This is a genomic window from Lactiplantibacillus sp. 30.2.29 (genome assembly GCF_018991255.1).
In the GTDB taxonomy this organism is placed as follows: Bacteria; Bacillota; Bacilli; order Lactobacillales; family Lactobacillaceae; genus Lactiplantibacillus; species Lactiplantibacillus pentosus.
Window position 1 is genome coordinate 60,582 of the sequence record NZ_JAGYGU010000005.1, and the last position, 21,238, is coordinate 81,819.

Genomic DNA, 21,238 nt, shown 5'->3' on the forward strand with positions numbered 1-21,238 from the left:
TGCCGCCGTTCCTGGTATATCAGCGATTGGAGCCGCTGACACAGGGTGAGGCTTAACTAGTTGCCGTTCGACCAAAATCAGGATTCAAAAGGCAAATGATTTGGTAAGAAATGGTGAATTGTGTACAATGTAAAAAGAATGAATAGGAATGGAGCGCATCAACATGAGTGAACAAGACCAAACTGCTTGGGCGATTCAAGCATTAACAGACCTGCGCACGGCGGATAATCAAGTCGTCATCGATAGTGTCATCAAAGTGTTAGATGACCAGCAAGCTGAAATCGAAAGCTTACGCGGATCAATGGAAGGGCAGCTCTGGAGCCCGACTAGTTGGCATCAGGACCAACAAGCCCGCCACGCCGGTCAGGACAATTCTAAAGCTTAAGTGATCAAGCTGTATCAGCGGGTAACACCAGTAAAGCTTGGTCCTTGACCCCTGAGCACAGCATCAAAAAAGTCGCGACACGTACTTGTGAAAAGACGTGTCGCGACTTTTTTGTATGCCGATTTAGTTAGTGGCCATTTTTACTGATTCGTTGCCAACCGGCCCTTGCGCAGACTGACCGCGTGCACGATCATCGCGATGACGGCACCGATTAGAATGCCCAGCGTATTGGCAACAACGTCGTTAATATCACTACTGCGATTGATGAGCCAGTGCTGCGACATGAAGTATTGTAAGCTCTCGATGCCGGCGCTAATCAATAGGCCGGTCATGCCGATGCTAATCAATGAGCGTCGCTGGAATCGCCGTTTGAGCCCCCAGCCTAATGGGATGGTCAATAAGATGTTTTCGAGAAAGCCCAGGCCATGGAAGTACAGTCGCGTCAAGTTGACCTGACCAAAGCCCGCTGGCATGACGTACAGTGAATGACCATCAACGGACAGTGGTGTGAATAAAATCACGCTCAGTCCGAATAGGTAGGCGAGTCCGAGTAGTCGTAGACCACGCTGCTTCGCGTTACGGGTCGCAATTAAGATGACTAGGCAACTGACCGTTGTCAGTAATAAGATAAACATGAAAGGTTCCCAGCGCATGCCAACCACTCCTTTTCTGATTTAGGTGACGGAATTCGTCATCTGCTTACCCTTATCTTAGCGGAAGTGTCTGGAATGAAGTAGTTTCAAGATCAGCCTTAAAGAACCTTTTATGGATTTAAACAAAACCTAAGCAAATCAGTGTTGATGGCGAATGGATGAATCATCTGTTTGTCAGCGTTGGCTTAACGTTGACAAACAATCGAGTAGCGGATGAATCGGAGCCAGCACAGTTGATGAATAAACACGCAACCCGATGGCAATCCGGCGACTGTTCCTAATCAGGCCCGCTTATTGCGTTTAACAGTCAGCGCGAGTCCAGCCACTAGTACGATGACAACCAGGCTAAACCAGAGTGCGATTTGAGTTCCGACCGTGGTTTGAAGCTGGCTGGCGGCGTGTGGGAGGACGGTGGCACCAAATGTCATCAGGACGGCCATGATGGTAGTTCCCAGTGACCCGGCGTATTGTTGCAAGGTGTTGAACAGCGCGTTACCATCGCCAATCAAGTGCGGTGGCAGTTGTTGTAAGCCATAAGTCAAGGCGTTGTTGAAGAGGCAGGCGAATCCAATCTGGAAAATCACGAAGCCGCCGACAATCAACGCGATTGACAGGTGACGAGCGGTTAAGGCCAAGACTAACGTCGCGAGCACGATGAAACCACTCCCAATGAAAAACGGCAACCGTGCGCCTCGCCGGTCCATCAATTTACCAGCAAATGGCGAGATGATGGCGGCGCAGAGACTACCCGCCAGCAGCATGAGGCCTGAAATCAGGGCGTTTTTACCTAAGACTAATTGGGCGAAGTTCGGCAGGAGGAAGGTCATCCCAATCTGAATGAACTGAATCAAAAAGTAAATCAGCAGTGCGCGTGTGAAGTCGCCTTGTTTGAAAACGGTCAGGTTGATCAGCGGATGTGACGCTCGAGCAGCAATCATGATAAAGCCAATCAAAGCGACAATCGCTAGGAGAAGTGGCAAGCCGACATAAATTAGACTGAGACCGTGGCTGCTGAAGTTGTTGACGCCAAACAGCAGGCCAATCAGGGCAACGACGATGAGGATAAATTGGCGGCCAGGAAAGGCTAATCGTTGTGGGGCGTGCGGCTGTTGGATGGTGGCTTGTGCAGTGACCAACCACGCAATCAGACCAAATGGTAGGGTAATGCCAAAAATCAAGCGCCAAGAAGCGAGTTGGGTGACTAAGCCGCCATACGTGGGGCCGAGTGAAGGGGCCAGGGCAATTAGCATGCCCGCCGTCCCAGTGAAACGGCCTTGGGATTCAAACGGAATTTGGGTCATGATTTGTGCGAAGACCAGTGGCAGTGCAAAGCCAGTCCCAATTGCTTGAATAATCCGGCCTAGCAGCAAGACCCATAGTGAGGGTGCCAGGGCACACAACAAACCACCGAGGACAAAGGCGCTACCGCCAATGTTGATAATCGTTTGCCAGTGAAAACGCGCTTGGATAAAGGCGGTGATCACCATCGTCGCGGCGACCGCTAACAAGTAAGCCGTGGTGACCCACTGCACGGTTTCGAGTGACGTGTTGAACTGGCGCATGAGTGTCGGGAACGTCACGTTCATCGACGTTTCGACTAGAATACCGCAAAAGGCGAGACTCGCTGCGCCAAAGATGGCGGCCTTGGTCCGCGTCGTGATTTGAGTTGAATTTGATGACATATAAAAACCTCCAGTGATCAAGGCCAGCTCGTTTCTGATGTGAAACGATGCTTTTCTTGGTCAACGGAGGTTCCGTGGCAAAGATATACAAGCATTTAAAGACGACCTTGTGTCATAATTGATTGCTTTAATGATGCTTTAAGCTTAGCATAATCTTTTTTAGATTGTCAGTAAAACTTACTCACTAACTTTTGCGTTTTGTTCAGCCAAGTTGGTTAAGTGTTCGAATAGGATTCCTTCACGCAAGCCATTCTGGGAGAATATCATCCGGTCAGAGTCTAGGAAGCGCATCAGACTGATGGCAGGGACCATACCACCGACGATAATATCGGCTCGGTCCTTGGCGAGCCCCGGAATCGCAGCCCGACCAGCCGCATCTTGTGCGATGACGGTATTAAACGTGTCGTAAATCGCGTTATCGCGCAGTCGGTAGCCATGAATATCCTCAAAATTCAAAATATTGCATTGGCGTCGATTGATTTTCGCTAACGTCCGGTTACTGCCACCTAAGCAGACGAGTGGCAAGTTCAAGCCGTTGCGTAACCACCAGACGCTATTAAAAATTTTATCAACAAAGGTCATCGTTTGGAATAACTGACTCGCGCTGACTTGGTCATTGAGGCCAAATTTTTCAGAGAGGCTCACCGCGCCAATCGGGAGGCTAATCAATTCCTTGGCCTGGCCATTGGTGATCAAGACGAGTTCGCAGCTACCACCGCCAGTATCGACCATCACACAGTTAGTCGTGGGCAGGGTGTTCACAACGCCGAGATAGTCATAGTAGGCTTCAGTGGTGCCCGGAATCACTTCAATATCCAGCCCGACTTCACTTTTGACCCGCTTGAGGAACTTCTTTTGATTACTAGCTTTACGGGTCGCAGCCGTGGCGACTGCTTTAATTGTTAAGTTGGGCAAAGTTTCGTAGACGGCCGCAAAGGATTTGAGGGCCGCAATGGTGCGGTCGATGGCATCTGGTTGTAAGGTCGGTTTGTCCGTCGCGTTTTCGTTAGCGGATAGCCGCACCATCTCCTTTAAGCGGTGCGTCACGGTGTAACTGCCATCTTCTTGAATCTGCGTAATCGTCATTCGACACGAGTTAGAACCTAAGTCAATGACCGCGAAATTTTCCATTGCTAATCATCCTCTCTATCTAGATCTGAAGCGTCTGGTTCGTTTTTAGGGCTCATCATGGGAATAAACTGGTGGGCGTTACTTGTCGGTGTCGCTTCACCGTGATCCTCCTTGACGGCTTGTTCAGCTTCCTGAATAAACGTGGCTTGTGAATCGAGCACTTCTAAGCCTCGACCATCGACGCGCGTGTACGTATTGTCTGGTTGTAAAATCCGGGTCTTAACGGTATCGGCCCACATCGTCGCAAAAATGTTCATCGCACGGTGACTGATTTCGGGTTGCAACAGTGGAAAGAGCAATTCCACCCGCCGATTCAAGTTCCGTGTCATCATGTCCGCACTCGATAGGTAAATCTGCGGTTCGCCGTCATTACTGAAATAGTAGATTCGACTGTGTTCTAGCAGCCGACCGATAATCGAGTGAACTTCAATATTATCTGAGACACCTTTGATACCGGTCCGTAAGCAACAAATGCCCCGAATGATCAGCTGAATTTTAACGCCCGCATGGGAAGCTTCATAGAGTTTGCTAATAATTTGCGGGTCAGATAACGAGTTCATCTTCATCTTAACGACAGCTGGCCGTCCCGCCTTGGCAATCGCGATTTCATCGTCAAGTTTTTCGTTGATGAAGTCGCGAATGCCATCTGGTGAGATGTGCAGCTTGTGGAAGTACGGTGGCTCCGAATAGCCGGACAACATGTTGAAAATGTTGGAGGCATCGATGCCCATGTCAGTATCCGCGGTGAACAGCCCCATATCGGTATAAAAGTGGGCGGTGACGTCGTTATAATTACCAGTTCCCATGTGCATGTAGCGCTTGATACCTTCGTTTTCACGACGTACGACTAACGCCAACTTGCAGTGGGTCTTGAGGCCAATCAAACCGTAGATGACGTGACAGCCCATTTCTTCAAGTTTCTTGGCCCAGTGAACGTTGTTTTCTTCATCAAACCGGGCCTTGACTTCGACCAGTACCGTGACTTGTTTGCCATTCTGCGCCGCTTGTCCGAGGTACTTGATGATTGGTGAGTCCGCCGAGACCCGGTACAAGGTCATCTTAATGGCCAATACATCGTTATCTTCGGCAGCTTCGCGGATGAAATCGACCACGGGTTTGAAATCATCATATGGATATTGCATCAAGATGTCATGATCCTTGATGAGGTCAAAAATCGAACGTTCACGGTATTTCGCCGGGTAGTACGCACGATATTTCGGGTAGTTCAAGTCGTCATGACCCTGGACCGCTTTAACGAGCTTGGATAAGAAGGTCAAATTGAGTGGCCCGTTGATGACGTACAGGGTACTTTCACTAATGCCAAGCGCTTTGGCCAAACGAGTCCGTTGATGCTTACTCATGCTTTTTTCAACTTCCAGCCGCATGACTTTACCACGTTCACGCATCTTCAGTTGTTTCTGGACTTCTTTTAACAGGTCAGACGTATCTTCCTCAGCAACGTCTAAGTCCAGATCCCGCATGACCCGGTAGCAGCTCGTCTCCTTGACCGTATAGTTGATAAATAGGGAACCGACAAACGCCTTGATGATTTCTTCAATCAAAATAAACTGATTGGGTTTGCCAGGTAAGACAACGACCCGTGGAAAGACGTCTGGGACTTGGACGGTCGCAAATTTGCGGTCCTTTTTATCACCATTTTTATAAATCCGTAGCGCAATATTTAAGGTGTTATTGCCAATGAATGGGAAGGGCCGTGAAGAATCATCCGCCATCGGGGTCAACGCCGGGTAGAGTTCATCATCAAAATAATTTTTGACAAACGTGTGTTGTTCTTCATTTAAGTCCGCCATCGTCAACAGGTGAATGTCATGTTGTTCTAGTAACGGCAACAGAGAACGATTCAAGGTGTTATATTGCCGTTTGACCATTTCATGCGCCTTGTCGTTAATGGCCGCGACCTGATCAGCGGCGGTCAATCCAGCCGGGTCCGGCTTAGTATAATTGACCGACATTAATTTGCGTAATGACGCGACCCGCACCGTGAAGAACTCGTCGAGGTTGCTCTGTGTGATGCCTAAGAAGCGCACCCGTTCGAGGAGCGGATTGTCCTTATCGCGGGCTTCATCCAAGACACGATAATTAAAATCAAGCCAGCTAAGTTCACGGTTGGTGTAATAACTTTCTTTGTGATAATTCATTTTAACGAACCCCCCGTTGTTTGATGACTGGTGTTAAACCAAAGACTTCTTTGAAAAAGGCTGCTTTTTGAGCGAAGACCCAATTCTCTAAGAACAGGTCGTCGTGGGCAAAGCAGGTGATGATGACGCGTGGATTACGAATCGAAACGGAGATTTTGTCGACTTTTTGTTTGCGACCATCATCGAGTGCGTCCGCAATCCGTAAAATCGCTGACAGTTTCGAGACTAACAACCGCTGTTCGACTTGCAAGTTGGCAAAGTGCCGAATATCTTTCGAAGGGGTTTGTGCGCTGTGATAACGTGAAATCAGCGCGACAATCCGTTTTTCAGTATCGGTCAGACCCATTAATTCAGTTGCTTGTAAGATGTAGTCTGAATGTAGGTAATGTTGATGTGGATCGACATAACTCCCCACGTCATGAACGATAGCGGCAACTTGCAGCAGTAACCGGTCACGTTTGCCAAGGTGGTGCAGCGGCTTTAATTGGTCGAATAGGTGTAATGAGAACTTCGTGACCAGGTCGCGATGCTTCGGTTCAACGTTGTAGCGGTCGGCAATATTCTTGGCCGCGGTAACGATTTGGTCGTTGAAGTTATACTTCTTATAGCCCAGCTTAATGGCTTCTTGGATAATCAGGCCATCGAGGACCGTGACGTTACCCAGCCAAATCTTTTCGGCATTCGTGAGCTGAAGTAGTTCGTTGATCAACAGTAGTTCCGGCACGATCAGGCGGACATCTTCCTCGTCGACTTCGTATTTATCCATTAAATACTGATCCGAGGCGTTGATGACGTCATCGTATAGTGCTTGAAAATCAGCCTTACTGAGTTCTTCGACCCCGGCTTTGGATTGTTGTTGCCGAAAGAGGGTCGCAAAGGGTGCCACACCTAACATCACGACGTTACTAGGTTGGTCGCGATGCCCAGGCAGGAAGCGTCCGAAGTCAATAATTTGACTAGAGATGTAATCATCAAGCACTTCGACATAATTAGGCACACTCGATTGCAAGTTTTCCAGCACTTCCGCAATCCGAACGGGTCCCAAGCGCAGACTGCGTGAATAAATAAAGTTACTCTGGTCGTAATGTGAAATACCGACACTCCCGGAATTGATTCCGAGGAGGTAAGTCGGTTTCGTAATCATTTCCTTAAAACGTGGAAAGTGGACGGCAATCGCGACGGAGCGCAGATAAGTTTCCTGACTACTGGAGAGCCAGTCGATTTTGAGGCCCGTGCGCACGAGTAACTGGTCTTGAATATAGTCGGCGTTATTGGCGGATGATAAAGACCACGATCCCCATAAATGGTAGTCCTTAACCCCGTAATCGTTCATAATCTGCACGAAGCCACTCAACGCTTGTGCGGCCTGTTCCACTGAATCATAGCCGATCGTATGCTGATCGTAAATATCTTCCCCAAGTGAAACGTCGGAACGAACCCGTTCGACTTGGCGGAGTGTTCTTAAATTGACAATCGACAATTCAATACTTTGAACGTTGATCATCATAATTCCAAATAATTTTGCTGCCATGGCGATCCCCCATTTAATGAATTCCTGACCCCGATTAGGTTAAAGTCATGTAATTATTTTTAGTTTAACACAGGTTGAGGTTAGTTAAATTAGTATTTTACTAGTACCAGCGTTAGCTAGCGCTTCTAGGTTATATTCGAAAATTAAGATTAAATCGACTTGTCTTGAGCGGTGTTGGTGCAAATGGACCGGGTATGATTAAAGTTCGTTAGTTTGTAGGGTCAAAACCGCCAGCTCAAGCCCGCTGGAAATAAGGGCAAATTAAAGTAAACCTGCAGTGGTAGGCGCGTCCTAGGCCGGCTTCCAGGCATTCTGGGCAATGGCCGGAACGTGGTGGACGCAGATTTAAGCCGACAACCCACGTCTTAAATACTGGTCTTTCACTAACCAAGCACAAAACGCTTGCTAAGTGAAATTTCACCACTTGGCCTTGCCCCGAATACCTTCCAGCCGGGATGGTATTCGAAAGTCGGACATGTGCGAACTTAACTTTTTATTAGATTAGTCGTTAGTTCCTTGGTACATGGTCATTTTAATACTCAACCATCAGACTGGTTTCTAATGATAGCTAGATTTTCTTACCCTGTTTTAACTTTTCAAATCAGTGGTTCCATAGAAATTGTCAGAAATTCTCCTGACCGCTTGAGATAGTAAAGTCTCGAAGTATCAACGAAGGTAATTTTATCGACCAAATTCAAGGCTAGTATCCGTTGAAATTAGCGAATAATATTTAGGTAATCTTCTCAGTACATAAATGTTGTAATGCGCATCGCTTCCAATTAAAAGTTCATCTGAAAGACTCAATACTTAACATTCAGTGGTCAATTGTACCTAGATAGGTGGTCGGAATAAGGCGTGCACCGGCTGACGAACAGAAATCTAACCCACGCGCCAGTAACTAAAAAGGGCGTGGTTCAGCAGTAACGAGTACCCTGAACCACGCTAGCGACAGTTATAAAATCTCGTGATTATCGATAATTAGTTTGTTCAGATGTTTTTCAACTCGTTTATCGGCTGGTGGTAATTGCATATAGTCGCCGTACATCCGCGTTAGCACGGCATCATAAGCTTTTGGCACGTGAACTTGAAGTGTCTCAAACGGCACGGTCGTCAATTCAGTTAATTCACGATAGGACATGATTTCTTTATCGTAATCATACTGTGACGCTAAGTTTTTGTAGGTCCGTGAGTCGGATTGTTCATACAAACGCATGTATTCTTCGCGCTCCTGCTTGTGCCGGTTGACTTCGGCGAGCTGTTCAGGCGTGTGTTTGCTTAAGATGTTGCGTAGCGGTGTTTTGACAAAATTATAGTTGAGTTTGAGCAAAATCGCGGCATCCGTTAACTTATAATGAAGCATCTGTGAGCGGCGTAAGGCCTCGTCATTAGGAATCTTGTCGAATGGAAAAATATCAACGAACACGCCTTTGAACGCGTTATTGACGTTATTCTTTTCTTCGATATAAGTGTTGACGTCCAGTAACTTCATATAACTGAGGGCGTAATCTGGATCCGAGGCGCCCGTTTGGAGAAAATACTGGTTCGGGTCCAGGTGACGATTAGCGACGGCGATAAAGCGCTGGTAGTCGCGACGTCGCATGCCAATGTCGATGTCATCGTCCCACGGGATGAAGCCGTGATGGCGGATGGCACCCAGTAGCGACCCGCCAATCAAAAAGTAGTCGATGTTTTCAGCGTCACAAATATCAATGACGACTTGCATGAGGCGTAATTCGACGCGATGTAAAGGTGTCAAAGGCATAGTTTTCGTCTCCGTTTCCGTAAGCGGTTTATCATACTTCAATCATACACTTAGTCACTGAAAATTGTTAGGGAGGATGCTTAACAATGTGAAATGCGGGTAATTACATGCAAAATAGTTAAAGGCGTGATATATTCGAACAAAAGTAATGAAGTGATGGTGATCGCGATGAATAATGACGAATTAAGCAAATTGCTAAATGATTATTTTGAGGCATACCAAAATACAACTAAAATTATGATGGACTTGGTGGCTTGGCCATTAAGTCAAAATAAGCTGTCGTTTGAACAATTTTTGATTTTACGGCGGATTGCGACCACTGAAGACGTGACGCTCAACGATATTGCCATTCAGCGGCAAGTGACGCGCAGTGCGATTTCACGGCAAGTTAAGTCGCTATTGATGCAGCATTACGTGTTCCAAGTACCGGATCCACGTGACCGGCGTCGGCTGTATCTGCATTTAACGGAACGTGGGCAACAAGTTGAACGGGTCGTCGACCAAGCAATTACGCAACATTTTGATCACTGGGTCAATCAGTTAGGGGCACCGCAAATCGAGCAAGTCCTCCAGATGATGGAGACGTTTAGTCAACAGGTCACTGACTTGGGCGAACCGCAGTCACACCCCGTCCTTCACTAGGTTCTACTGAATCTAAATGGTACTGAGGTGAGTAGTCGTCTGCAAGTTATCATAGTAAGTAGGAAAAACATAGGCGCGACAGGAATTTATAACTGAATTCTTGTCGCGCCTATTGTGTTTGGACTGCTATTTAAAGTGAGCAGGACGTATTCGCTGTGGGGACGATCCGTTTGAACCCGGAATCGTGCTCATGAGACTGCAGCGAGACTCATGAAAGTTGCAACGACTAATGTGGATCTAGCCAATGGTCGTTGCGGCTAACTTAGTGTTTAAAAAAGTTATGGTACACGCCTTCGCAAGCTTCCAGGAACATCCCGATGGCCATCAAATACATGGCGAGCATGTTTTGCATGGTGAAGACCAGGTAGAGTAAGACTGCATACAGTACCAAAAAGAAGACTGCGGTGAATTTGGAACCAGCCATTCAAATCACCTCTTAAATCAAATTTTGATAAGTGGCTACATGTCATAATGGCGGTTCGGTCTGATGGCTAAAGCCGACATTAAAACAATGAACACGCTTTAATTAACTTTATTTTAACGCAAGCTTTAATGAATTGAAAATCGCATTTAATTCGAATGATAATTATTTACCGTTCGGTTATTGCATTTAATTGGACATAATGATACGATTAAACACGTTAAAAGAACGAGTAAACACGAACGTTTACAAATGTGCAATTATCATTTAAGGCGAATAACTGGAGGGAATCATGAATAAAATTGCGGCATATTTTAATTTTTCAGAATTGAAAACGTCAATGCGGACGGAAGTCTTGGCCGGATTGACGACTTTTGTCTCAATGGCTTACATCCTATTTGTTAACCCAAGTGTCCTGGGTGCATCAGGGATGGATAAAGGGGCGGTCTTCACCGCCACCGCATTGGCTTCAGCGTTAGGGTGTTTACTGATGGGGTTAGTGGCGAAGTATCCCATCGCCATCGCGCCCGGCTTAGGGGTCAACGCCTTCTTTACGTATTCGGTGGTTATCGGGATGGGTGTCAAATGGCAGACCGCACTTGCCGGCGTCTTCATTGCCGCTGTTATCTTCATTATCATTACGATTTTTAAGTTACGGGAAATGATTATTGATGCGATTCCCCGTGATATGAAGCTGGCAATTTCTGCTGGGATCGGGTTCTTTATCGCCTTCATCGGGTTACACGGTGGTGGTTTGATCGTGGCGAACAAGTCCACGGTGGTCGGCTTAGGTTCATTAACCGTTGGGACGACTTGGCTGACGATTTTTGGCCTGATTGTCACGTTGATTCTGATGAGTCGCAAAGTACCCGGTGGGATTTTCATTGGGATGGTGCTGACGTCAATCTTGGGCTTAGTTACTGGCTTAATTAAAATGCCGTCGACAATCGTTTCAGGCGCCCCTTCATTAAAACCAACTTTTGGGGTCGCACTGGCGCACATTGGTGACATTAATTCGTTACAATTAATCATTGTCGTTTTGACTTTCTTATTAGTCACGTTCTTCGATACGGCCGGCACGCTGGTCGGTTTAGCCGAACAAGCTGGTTTTATGAAAAACAACAAGATGCCGCGGGTCGGTAAAGCCTTGATGGCCGATTCGACTTCTATGTTAGTCGGTTCAGTGCTTGGGACTTCACCAACTTCAGCGTACGTTGAATCTTCCGCTGGGATCGCCGTGGGTGGCCGCTCAGGGATGAGTGCCGTGGTTACTGGTGCCTTATTCATCTTCGGACTGTTCTTCTCACCACTGTTAAACGTGGTCACGGACCAAGTTACGGCACCCGCTCTAATTATCGTTGGGGTCTTGATGGCACAATCCTTGAAGCAAATCAACTGGGAACGCTTTGAAATTGCCGTTCCTGCCTTCTTGACTGTGATTGGGATGCCACTGACTTACAGTATTTCTGACGGGATCGCATTGGGCTTTATCGCGTATGTCATTACGATGGTGGCCACTAAGCATGCTAAGGAAGTGCACCCATTAATGTACGTGCTCTTCTTCGTCTTTATTATCTTCTTATGGATTCTAAACGTCTGATGATGGACCATGCTTCATCATTGATTTGAATATTATTGAAACCTGTGTGAGGCGGGTTTCGTTAAATTGGCAGTCATTCCCAATTGGGGAGGGCGGCCAATTTTTTTGCGTGCAACTATGGTGATCATTTAGCGTAACCTATGATTAAAACGGACATATGTGTACCAGCCTTTTGTTGGACGAGGATGCAAATTAGCCGATGAACAGTAGGCTGACACAATGGCACGCTTTAATCATGAAGTAACATTCGACCTGAAAAATCAAAGTAGTTAAGCGCCAAAAATCAAAACTTGCGCGTTGTGCTAGTTATTCTTTAGCCTTAAAGATGGTTAAATCATGACAATTTGGCGTACCGTTCGTCAGCCGATGCGCGCCTTAGTCCGACCTCCGGGGCTGGCTGACAACGCTGGAACAGGGCGGACATCGATTTGAACTCACGCAGAACCCCACTGCGCAATTTCAAATACGAGTCTTCTTCTAGCCCGGGAAGACCACCCGGACAAGAAGAACTTCGCCCTTGAGCATTGTCCGGCGGGCCGGCCAGTCGGGAACCCACTCGAATGGCAGATGAACGGCCACCTATCTGGGTACAATTGACCACTGAATATTAAGTGACTGGTCCTTCAGGCTGAGGCTGATTCGGTACGAATGGTGACTGATGGCAATTAATTACTGAGAAGATTATCTGAATATTATTTGCCCATCGCAAGATTACAAATTTCAATGTTAACTAGTGTTGAAATTTGTAGATAAAATGACCTTCGTTTAGAATTCGAGACTTTGCTATCTCAGTTGACTAGAGGAAATTCTGATAATTTCAGTGAAACTGTGTGTCCGAATTATTAAATTATGGTTTAGAAAGCTGAGCAATCGTTAGAAACCATTCGGATCGTTGAATGTCAAAATGACTGTCTACTAAGAACCAACGACCATGCCATCAAAAGTTGGGTCCGCACATGTCTGCCTTTCGAATACCATCCCGGCTGGAAGGTGTTTCTGACAATGCTAAGTGGTGAAATTTCACTTAGCAAGCGTTTTGTGCTTGGTTAGTGAAAGACCAGTATTTAAGACGTGGGTCGTCGGCTTAAATCTGTGTCCACCACGTTCCAGCGTTGTCAGAAATGCCTGTAAGCCGGTGTAGGACGTCTCCACAACAGCAAGTTTACGCTAAGTCGCACTTTTTCCAGCGGGTCTCAGCTGGCAGCACTTGAACTTAGAAATTGTCATGATTTAACCATGATTCATGACAATTCTGGCTGACAAATTACCTAGCACAAAGCGTAAAACTTGCCTAAAACTTGATGGTCGTCAAGTTAACGGTCGCAAATGGCGACTATACTACAGTCATGCAATCAGGAATTAGCGTGGCAATTTAACCGGATTGTTACTGAAATAAATGTAAGCGAAATCATTGGCGCTAGCATGAATCATAGATAGATTTCAACGGATAAATCAAAAAAATTCAAAAAAATGGGTGAATTTATCTAAAATTCAAAAAAACGCCTGAACCCTTGATGTGAACGCTTGTAAACCGATAGAAAGTTTAACAAAATTCACAATGATAGATAAAATCTATTGATAAAAGCGTTTACATTTGTGGAATTCGTGATTACAATAAAGTCGTTAAGTTGATAATTAATTTATATATACATGAGGAGGACATTACTAATGGCTAAAATTAGTGGTTCAGATGCCGTATTACAAGTAATTCAGAAGTGGGGCGTTAAACATATTTATGGTTTGCCCGGTGGTTCATTCGATTCAACAATGAATGCCATCTATAATCAACGTGAAACGTTGAAGTACATTCAAGTACGTCACGAAGAAGCTGGTGCGATCGCCGCTTCCGCTGATTATAAACTGACGGGTAAAATCGGTGTCTGCTTTGGATCCGCTGGCCCTGGTGCTGTCCACTTACTGAATGGGTTGTACGATGCTAAGGAAGATGGCATTCCAATGTTAGCCATCGTCGCACAAGTCCCAACTAAGCGGATGAACATGGACTTCTTCCAAGCAATGAACGAAGAACCAATCTTTGACGACGTTGCGGTTTGGAACCGGACGGCAATGACGGCCGAAAGTTTACCAATGTTGACTGATGAAGCGATTCGTCAAGCATACGCCCACAACGGTGTCGCTGTTTTAACGATTCCTAAGGACTTAGGTTGGGCTGAAATCGAAGACAACTTCGAAACCAATGCTAACTTGCACACGGTCAACTACCCAGCACCAACGGCTGAATCAGTGGCTGATGCAGTTAAGTTGATCAAGGACGCCAAGTCACCAATGATTTACTTTGGGATTGGTGCCAAGGACGCGGCCGAAGAATTGAAGGCCGCTTCTGAAAAATTCAAGATGCCACTCGTTTCCTCCGTTTTGGCTAAGGACATTATTGAAGATGACTATCCAGCATACTTAGGTTCAACTGGTCGGGTCGCACCAAAGCCAGGGGCCGAAATTGGTTTCAGTACCGACTTGATTCTCTGGGTTGGGAACAACGTACCATTCAGTATCTTCCTGTTTAACAAGAAAGCTAAAGTTATTCAAATCGATATCGATAGCGAAAAGTTTGGTAAGCGTCACCACACCGATGTTGCCATCGAAGCGGACGCTAAGAAGTCATTAGCTGCCATCAACGCCGCTGGTGAAGCCCGTGAAGCCTCCGCATTCTACAACGCAGCGGTTGCCGACAAGCAAAACTGGGATAACTGGTTGGACGGTTTGAAGGACAGCACCGAATCACCAGTCCGGGCAGAACCAATCTTTGATGTTTTAAATGAAGAAGCCAGTGACAAAGCCGTTTGGGCCGTTGATGTTGGTAACGTCAACATTAACTTCGAACGTTTGATTCGGATGCATGGTGACCAAAAGTGGGCGACTTCTGGGATCTACGCAACCATGGGCTTTGGGGTACCAGCTGCCTTAGCTGCCAAAGTTAACTATCCGGACCGTGATGTCTACAGTTTGAGTGGTGACGGTGCTTTCGCGATGTTATCAGAAGAAATCTTGGCTCAAGTCAAGTACAACTTACACGTCATCAACGTGGTCTTCAGTAACGAAACGTTAGGCTTTATCGAAGCTGAACAAACTGACGACAGCCATCAACCACTATCTGGTGTTGATTTGCCAGATACTGACTGGGCAAAAGTCGGTGAAGGCTATGGTGCCGTGGGTTACACGGTTCGGACTAAGGCTGAATTCAAGCAAGCCCTTGAAGATGCCAAGAAGACCGACAAGCCAGTCGTAATTGACGTTAAGTTAACACACGCAATGCCATTTACGACGGAACACATGTACTTGGACGATTCATGGCAAGATAAGGATAAGATTGCTGAATTCGTCAAGAAGTACGATGCTCAAGACTTGAAGCCATTCAGCTATTTCTTGAAACAAGCACAAACGAACTAATTCGGTTATTGAACAAACAAAGGAGCACGCGACTTTCGCGGCTCTTTTGGTACATAGCATCAAACGGGTCACCGTTGAACGGATGAGACCGCACTGAAGCCATCCTTGAGGAGGAATACACGCATGCAGGTAATCAAGCTCAATCAGCAACAAGTACAACACTTGACCGCGCAACCGCCACTAGTTTTAGCGTTAGGATTTTTTGACGGCGTGCATCAGGGGCATCAGCGTGTGATTCAAACGGCGCGCAAAATTGCGCTTCAGCGGCACTTGCCCCTAGCTGTCATGACCTTCAACCGGCACGCTTCACAGTTGTTTCAGCCGCAGTCACCATTTCGTTATCTGAATACGCTCGACCAAAAAATCAAGCACATGGCGGCGCTAAGAGTCGACCGGCTATACGTGACTGATTTCAATCGCCAGTTTGCTGGATTAGCACCGGCAGATTTTGTCGACCAGTATTTGGTTGGGCTGAATGCTCAAGTGGTCGTTGCAGGCTTCGATTACACGTTTGGTCAGGGTGGTGTGAATGGCATGACGGACCTGGCTCGACTGGGTGCGGGGTCTTTTGAAACGGTCACGGTCGACCGCTTAGCTAATCAGCAACTAAAGGTCAGTTCCACTCGGATTCGGGGCTTAATTGCGCGGGGACAACTCGAACAAGCCAATCAATTATTAGGCTATGACTACGAGACGACCGCAACGTTGAACCCGCAGACGCGTGAATTGACATTTAAAAACGTCAAGCAACAGTTGCCAGGTGGCGGGGATTACCGCTGTTGGTTGGTCGGTGACCACTACCGGCAACAGGTCGTCATTCGTGTCTCAACGACCGCTCCAAACGGCCAGATCATTTCGCCGTATCAATTACCAGCGGTCATGACTGACTTGACGGTGAGCTTACAGTGGCGCCAACAAGTCGCTGCTATGACGACACCAGCTCTGGCTGCTTGTCAGCAGTCGCTCCTCTAAACGTGTCTTTCTAGACCGACGCGGGGTCGGCTGTTATGATAGAGAGACTTTACTGAACAGCGTTTAAATGGTCCTCCTGATGACGAAACGGCCGCGGTAGAGACTGACGATGAACCGATTCAAATTAGTGGCTGCGGGGGCGCACTCGTAAGTCTGGCGTGCGTTTATAGGCGTTGTAATCACTTTATTGAACAATAACTCATTCTAGATAGAAACTGGTCGTGCACACACAACTGCCAACCAGTTTTTTTAGCTTTAAAAATTCACTTACAAAAAGTAAGCATATTAATTGCGTTTCCACTTGGAAGCGATTTATAATACGTTTGTTAAGAAAATTAAACCAATGAAATCAGTTGGCTTAAATGGTGAAGGGATGGGATAAAATGACAAAGATGATTGCAGGACAGGCGTTAGTAAAGGTGCTAGAGGCATGGGACGTTGACCATATCTACGGGATTCCCGGCGGTTCGATCAACCATACGGTGGAAGGCCTGTACCTTGAAAAAGCACACATTGATTATATTCAAGTGCGGCATGAAGAGGTTGGCGCACTGGCTGCGTCTGCGGATGCGAAGTTTACTGGCAAAATCGGGGTCTCGTTTGGCTCAGCTGGTCCTGGTGCCACGCATCTATTTAACGGTCTGTATGACGCCAAGATGGATCACGTGCCCGTCCTGGCATTAGTCGGTCAGGTCCCACAGGCGACCATGAATACGAACTATTTCCAAGAAATGGACGAAACGCCGATGTTTAGTGACGTGGCAGTATACAATCGGACGGTCACAACGGCTGCCCAGTTACCATACGTCATCAACCAGGCGATTCGTGAAGCCTATCGTCAAAAGGGCCCAGCTGTCGTTATTATTCCTGAAAATCTCTCAGCAGAAGAAATCGATTATGAACCCGTTTCAACGCCAAATACGGTCTCTGATACGTTTGAACAACGGGTCGACCCGCAAGCCATTACGGCAACGATGAAGCTCTTGAAAGCGGCTAAACACCCGCTAGTTTACGCCGGTCGTGGTCTGTTGGGCGCGAAAGCGGAACTGGTCAAGTTTAGTGAACAGTTCAATCTGCCGGTGATGAATACGGTCCCAGCAACGGGGGTTATTCCGACGAATCATCCGAATGCGATTGGGACGTTCGGACGGCTCGGTTCCAAATCCGGCTTTGAAGCGTTACAACACGCTGACCTGATTTTATTCCTCGGTTCAGAATTTCCATTCGCGAGCTTCTGGCCTAAGGGTATCAAGATTATTCAGGTCAATAATAATTCGTTTGATATTGGTAAGATGGTCCCAATCGACTACGCGGTCATCAGTGACGCGAAGGCGTATCTGCAAGCGATGATCGACACTGGCGAAAGCTTGCCCGAAACGGCTTGGTTGACGACCAATCGGCAAAACAAGCGCAACTGGGATGACTGGCTCAAGCAACGGGCTGCGGATGAATCCGATGGCCTGGCCCCTGAAGCAGTCATGCAAAAGGTCGCCACGATGGTCGGTCCGCGGGATACGTACGGTGTTGATACCGGGAACGTCTCGGAATGGGCAGTCCGGGGCTTGCCAATGGACCACGAGCAGCGGTTTGCGTTATCCGGTCTATTTGCCACGATGGGCTTTGGCCTACCAGCAGGGATGGCTGGTGCATTGAGTGTGCCTGATAGTCAAGCTTGGAGTTTCTCCGGTGACGGTGGTTTTGCAATGGTCGCACCAGATATTATTACGGAAGCTCGTTACGGTTTGCCGGTCATCAACGTCATCTTCAGTAATCAACGGTTCGGCTTTATCTATCGGGAACAAGTCGACACGAAGCAGCATTTGTATGGCGTTGATTTGACCGATGCGGATTGGGCCAAGGTCGCGGACGGCTTAGGTGGTATCGGCTTCACCGTTCAAAATAATCAGGAAGTCGAGGACGTCTTTGACCAGATCAAACAACTGCAGGCTAAGGGCAATCGCAAACCAATCGTGGTCAATGCCGTTATCAAGAACGACGACCCAATTGGCACGGCTTATATGCCACTGGACCCACAGTTATACGGTCAAGAAGCGGTCGACGAATACGCCAAGGCCAACCACATTGATATTGAGCAACAACCGTCATTAGGCGCGTTACTACGGGCGCAGGGCGATAACCTGTAAACGTGAGGACAAGCCGAGGATGGCAAAAGCCACGAGCATTTAAAAATGTTCGTGGCTTTTTATCGTGGTGATAAAATTAATTATTTCTGATTAAAACTACCATCTTCAACGTCGCGGATGAACTGCTTCAAATGGTCAAAGTAGACTGGCGCGTTGTCGATCATGTGGTGGTGACCACCATTTGGCGTGGTGACGAGCCGTGAATTTGGAATGTCACGGGCCATCCGCCGTGCTGAAGCAAGTGGCATCGTTTCGTGTTCACCAAAGGTCAATAGCGTTGGCACCTTGATGTTGTGAATCTGGTCGCGAATATCCCATTCCTTTAATTTACCGGTGATGACGAATTCATTGTCACCTTGAAAGGCGTTGTAGACCGGGGTCGCGGTCGTATTGATCAAGTGCCGAATGGAAGCGGGTTGCTTACGATCAACGTAGCCGGCGTTCAAAACGTCGACGTATTTCTGGTATTGTGGATCGTCCCAGTTGCCTTCCGCTTCTTTTTGCTTCATGTAGGCGACAGCATCAGCAGGTAGGGCTTCTTCACGACACTTGTTGACGTTGACGACGTATTCTTCGATGTTGTCGACCATGCTTGAAATAATCGCACCCTTTAAGTGTTGGCCATATTTCAACGCGTACATCATCGTGAGTGCGCCACCCCATGATTGCCCAATCAAGTAGAAATTGTCGAGACCTAATTTTTGCCGGACTTCTTCAACTTCATCCAAGAAATAGTCGTAGGTGAGGTATTTCTTAGCGATTTCTGGATCGGAGTAGTCGGGTTGGTCGGAGTACCATGAGCCCAGTTGGTCGTACATCGAGACTTGAACGCCCAAGTCTGAGAGCTCTTCACCGAAGTTTTCCCAGTATTCGTGATTGCCACCAGGGCCACCGTGGAGGCAGAGTAATTGAATATCGCCTTGTCCCTGCGTGTTCGTCCATAAATGGTAGCCATTATCTAACGTGATGATTGTTGTTCCTTGCTTCAAATGATCACCCAATTTCCTATATATTAATTGTTATCTTACCACTGTTAAGTCAGTAGGGTCAAAAACGGTTGACGGTTGGATTTAGGCCGACAGTAGAAAGTGGGAGCGGCTACGTTGGTGGTGACGAAGTGCAATTGTGAGTTGGTGTTAATTCGGGAGTCTCGCTGAGTCGGCGATGTTGACCAGTGATCATTTCTGATAACTTGCTGTTGGGTAAACGGGGACGCTAGTAGGGGTAAATATTACTGAGAGTTATAACCAGCATAATGCAGGTTATATAATAGAAGAAAACGGATTCAATTTTGAACTCAAGTGCTCGAAAGAAAGCGTTTAGGTCGAATTGTTGACGTGGCCCTCAAGTCAACATCAATGCTGAATCGTTCGCAAGTAGACTAGCCGGAATCGGTGGGCTAGTGCAGATTGCTGATTAAATTTTTTATACCCGCAACAATCCGTAACTGCACGGCAATCGTCACAAAAATTGTGTACAATTGATTTGACAAGCGGTTACATTTTCAGCGATAATAAGGAAACTGATGATTGTAGGAAAATGTAATATTACATTTTTAGGAACCAATTGCAGTTGGTTAACCGATATGAAATAATGGGTTAACTAATTAGAAATGAGTGCGATCAACATGTCAAATCAAGAGACCATTTTACGCTTGTTGATTCAAGCCGCCCCGGACTATTGCTCCGGTGAATGGCTCGCGCAGCAACTCGCCATCAGTCGACCTGCAGTCTGGAAATGCATTCAGCGACTGCAGCTCAGTGGACATCAGATTGAAAGCCGGCATTACCGTGGTTATCGGTATCTGATGTCTAATCAGTTGAGTGCGCCCGTCATCGAACAGGGCCTGCGCGACCTGCCACCATTTAAGTTGATCGTTCGTTCAACGGTTGATTCGACCAATCGAGACGTCAAACGGTTGATTAGTCAAGGCGTCGTGACTGTTCCGACCGTCGTCATTGCGGATACGCAGACGGCGGGGTACGGACGGTCTGGACGGTCATTTTATTCACCGGGTCAGACCGGCATTTATCTGAGTATCGGCTTGCCAATCAACGACCAAGCGTCCTTTGATGCGGGGCTGTTGACGACGAGCACCGCTGTCGTTGTCGCACAGACCTTGCAACAATTGTTCAAGGTACCGGTTGCGTTGAAGTGGGTCAATGATGTGCTGGTCAATCAACACAAAGTTGTCGGTATTTTGTCGGAGGGCACGACTGATTTAGAAACCGGGCAAATGGATGCAGTAGTCATCGGTATCGGTATCAATCTAACCACTGCGGCTTTTCCGGATGAGCTAGTGACGAAGGCGGGGGCGGTGACCACGGGCACTACGGATGTCACTCGTAATCAGGTCATTCAAGTGTTACTACATCGTTTCTTTACCAGTTATCCGACCTATCAGCGTGGTGATTTCATGGCTGAATACCGCCGACTGTCGATGGTGATTGGTCAATCGGTGACGTTAGCCAGTGGGCAACAAACGTACCAGGGCCGTGTGCTCGACATCGATGACCGCGGGGCGCTAGTGGTGCAATTAACTAGCGGTCAGGTCCGCCACTTTACTTCCGGCGAGATTACCAAGGTCAACCTGCAGACTGGTGGTTATCGCGGTTAGCGGGTTTGTAAAACTAATTAATAAATTGATCAAACGAATGCGGAGAATATTTAAAAATATTTTTGTATTCAATGTTTTACGGCTTCATACTGTTGTATAGTAGTAGTTAGTGACTGATTATGACAAGACGG

Annotated in this window: 15 protein-coding genes; 7 read left to right on the forward strand and 8 right to left on the reverse strand. The window is 47.1% G+C overall.

Translation table 11 applies throughout. From position 1 onward, the window contains the following. Nucleotides 1–163 precede the first annotated feature (163 nt). Nucleotides 164–385, forward strand: coding sequence for a hypothetical protein (locus KGF65_RS04135; RefSeq protein WP_003637912.1), 222 nt, complete (start codon nt 164–166; stop codon nt 383–385). A 140-nt stretch (nt 386–525) separates the two neighbouring features. Here KGF65_RS04135 and KGF65_RS04140 read toward each other — a convergent pair whose 3' ends face one another. The 6 genes from KGF65_RS04140 to KGF65_RS04165 all read right to left on the reverse strand — a co-directional run bounded on the left by KGF65_RS04140 (nt 526) and on the right by KGF65_RS04165 (nt 9,303). After that, on the reverse strand, nt 526–1,038 hold the full coding sequence (locus tag KGF65_RS04140; protein WP_101873962.1) for a VanZ family protein: 513 nt from the start codon (nt 1,036–1,038) through the stop codon (nt 526–528). A gap of 281 nt (nt 1,039–1,319) precedes the next feature. Beyond that, a complete protein-coding gene (locus KGF65_RS04145; RefSeq protein ID WP_216748398.1) occupies nt 1,320–2,720 on the reverse strand; it encodes a DHA2 family efflux MFS transporter permease subunit in 1,401 nt (466 codons plus the stop codon). Nucleotides 2,721–2,897: 177 nt separating this feature from the next. Beyond that, a complete protein-coding gene (gene ppx, locus KGF65_RS04150) occupies nt 2,898–3,851 on the reverse strand; it encodes an exopolyphosphatase (RefSeq protein ID WP_003637915.1) in 954 nt (317 codons plus the stop codon). Nucleotides 3,852–3,853: 2 nt separating this feature from the next. Further along, nucleotides 3,854–6,010 (reverse strand): RNA degradosome polyphosphate kinase, encoded by a 2,157-nt coding sequence (locus KGF65_RS04155; protein WP_050339091.1) that lies wholly within the window; start codon nt 6,008–6,010, stop codon nt 3,854–3,856. Between the two features lies 1 nt (nt 6,011). Then, nucleotides 6,012–7,541, reverse strand: a complete 1,530-nt coding sequence (locus KGF65_RS04160) for an HD domain-containing protein (RefSeq protein ID WP_216748399.1) — start codon at nt 7,539–7,541, stop codon at nt 6,012–6,014. 952 nt (nt 7,542–8,493) lie between these two features. Beyond that, nucleotides 8,494–9,303, reverse strand: a complete 810-nt coding sequence (locus KGF65_RS04165; protein ID WP_050339089.1) for a phosphorylcholine transferase LicD — start codon at nt 9,301–9,303, stop codon at nt 8,494–8,496. A gap of 168 nt (nt 9,304–9,471) precedes the next feature. On the opposite strand from KGF65_RS04165, the gene KGF65_RS04170 reads away from it, so the two are divergent. Continuing rightward, complete coding sequence (locus KGF65_RS04170; protein ID WP_216748400.1) at nt 9,472–9,945, forward strand: MarR family winged helix-turn-helix transcriptional regulator; 474 nt, start codon at nt 9,472–9,474, stop codon at nt 9,943–9,945. Nucleotides 9,946–10,207: 262 nt separating this feature from the next. On the opposite strand, the gene KGF65_RS04175 is transcribed toward KGF65_RS04170, so the two are convergent. Next, a complete protein-coding gene (locus KGF65_RS04175; protein WP_003637920.1) occupies nt 10,208–10,369 on the reverse strand; it encodes a hypothetical protein in 162 nt (53 codons plus the stop codon). 289 nt (nt 10,370–10,658) lie between these two features. On the opposite strand from KGF65_RS04175, the gene KGF65_RS04180 reads away from it, so the two are divergent. From KGF65_RS04180 to KGF65_RS04195, 4 genes are all read left to right on the forward strand, one after another. After that, on the forward strand, nt 10,659–11,966 hold the full coding sequence (locus KGF65_RS04180; protein ID WP_050339088.1) for an NCS2 family permease: 1,308 nt from the start codon (nt 10,659–10,661) through the stop codon (nt 11,964–11,966). 1,668 nt (nt 11,967–13,634) lie between these two features. Further along, entirely contained in the window at nt 13,635–15,374 is a 1,740-nt protein-coding gene (gene spxB, locus KGF65_RS04185; protein WP_216748401.1) for a pyruvate oxidase, read from the forward strand. A 123-nt stretch (nt 15,375–15,497) separates the two neighbouring features. After that, entirely contained in the window at nt 15,498–16,346 is an 849-nt protein-coding gene (locus tag KGF65_RS04190; protein WP_088769949.1) for an FAD synthetase family protein, read from the forward strand. Between the two features lie 383 nt (nt 16,347–16,729). Further along, nucleotides 16,730–18,490: a thiamine pyrophosphate-binding protein gene (locus KGF65_RS04195; protein WP_216748402.1), complete on the forward strand. Its 1,761-nt coding sequence runs from the start codon at nt 16,730–16,732 to the stop codon at nt 18,488–18,490. A gap of 80 nt (nt 18,491–18,570) precedes the next feature. Here KGF65_RS04195 and KGF65_RS04200 read toward each other — a convergent pair whose 3' ends face one another. Further along, nucleotides 18,571–19,479, reverse strand: coding sequence for a proline-specific peptidase family protein (locus KGF65_RS04200; RefSeq protein WP_050339085.1), 909 nt, complete (start codon nt 19,477–19,479; stop codon nt 18,571–18,573). A 638-nt stretch (nt 19,480–20,117) separates the two neighbouring features. Between KGF65_RS04200 and KGF65_RS04205 the strand changes: the two genes are divergently transcribed. Beyond that, the gene (locus tag KGF65_RS04205; RefSeq protein WP_105961956.1) at nt 20,118–21,107 is read left to right on the forward strand and encodes a biotin--[acetyl-CoA-carboxylase] ligase; all 990 of its coding nucleotides are present in this window, start codon (nt 20,118–20,120) and stop codon (nt 21,105–21,107) included. Nucleotides 21,108–21,238 lie beyond the last annotated feature (131 nt).

Excerpts from the sequence above, each read along its gene's own strand:
- KGF65_RS04135 (WP_003637912.1), top strand. The coding sequence starts at position 164 with ATGAGTGAACAAGACCAAACTGCTTGGGCGATTCAAGCATTAACAGAC.
- KGF65_RS04140 (WP_101873962.1), bottom strand. The coding sequence starts at position 1,038 with ATGCGCTGGGAACCTTTCATGTTTATCTTATTACTGACAACGGTCAGT.
- KGF65_RS04145 (WP_216748398.1), bottom strand. The coding sequence starts at position 2,720 with ATGTCATCAAATTCAACTCAAATCACGACGCGGACCAAGGCCGCCATC.
- ppx (WP_003637915.1), bottom strand. The coding sequence starts at position 3,851 with ATGGAAAATTTCGCGGTCATTGACTTAGGTTCTAACTCGTGTCGAATG.
- KGF65_RS04155 (WP_050339091.1), bottom strand. The coding sequence starts at position 6,010 with ATGAATTATCACAAAGAAAGTTATTACACCAACCGTGAACTTAGCTGG.
- KGF65_RS04160 (WP_216748399.1), bottom strand. The coding sequence starts at position 7,541 with ATGGCAGCAAAATTATTTGGAATTATGATGATCAACGTTCAAAGTATT.
- KGF65_RS04165 (WP_050339089.1), bottom strand. The coding sequence starts at position 9,303 with ATGCCTTTGACACCTTTACATCGCGTCGAATTACGCCTCATGCAAGTC.
- KGF65_RS04170 (WP_216748400.1), top strand. The coding sequence starts at position 9,472 with ATGAATAATGACGAATTAAGCAAATTGCTAAATGATTATTTTGAGGCA.
- KGF65_RS04175 (WP_003637920.1), bottom strand. The coding sequence starts at position 10,369 with ATGGCTGGTTCCAAATTCACCGCAGTCTTCTTTTTGGTACTGTATGCA.
- KGF65_RS04180 (WP_050339088.1), top strand. The coding sequence starts at position 10,659 with ATGAATAAAATTGCGGCATATTTTAATTTTTCAGAATTGAAAACGTCA.
- spxB (WP_216748401.1), top strand. The coding sequence starts at position 13,635 with ATGGCTAAAATTAGTGGTTCAGATGCCGTATTACAAGTAATTCAGAAG.
- KGF65_RS04190 (WP_088769949.1), top strand. The coding sequence starts at position 15,498 with ATGCAGGTAATCAAGCTCAATCAGCAACAAGTACAACACTTGACCGCG.
- KGF65_RS04195 (WP_216748402.1), top strand. The coding sequence starts at position 16,730 with ATGACAAAGATGATTGCAGGACAGGCGTTAGTAAAGGTGCTAGAGGCA.
- KGF65_RS04205 (WP_105961956.1), top strand. The coding sequence starts at position 20,118 with ATGTCAAATCAAGAGACCATTTTACGCTTGTTGATTCAAGCCGCCCCG.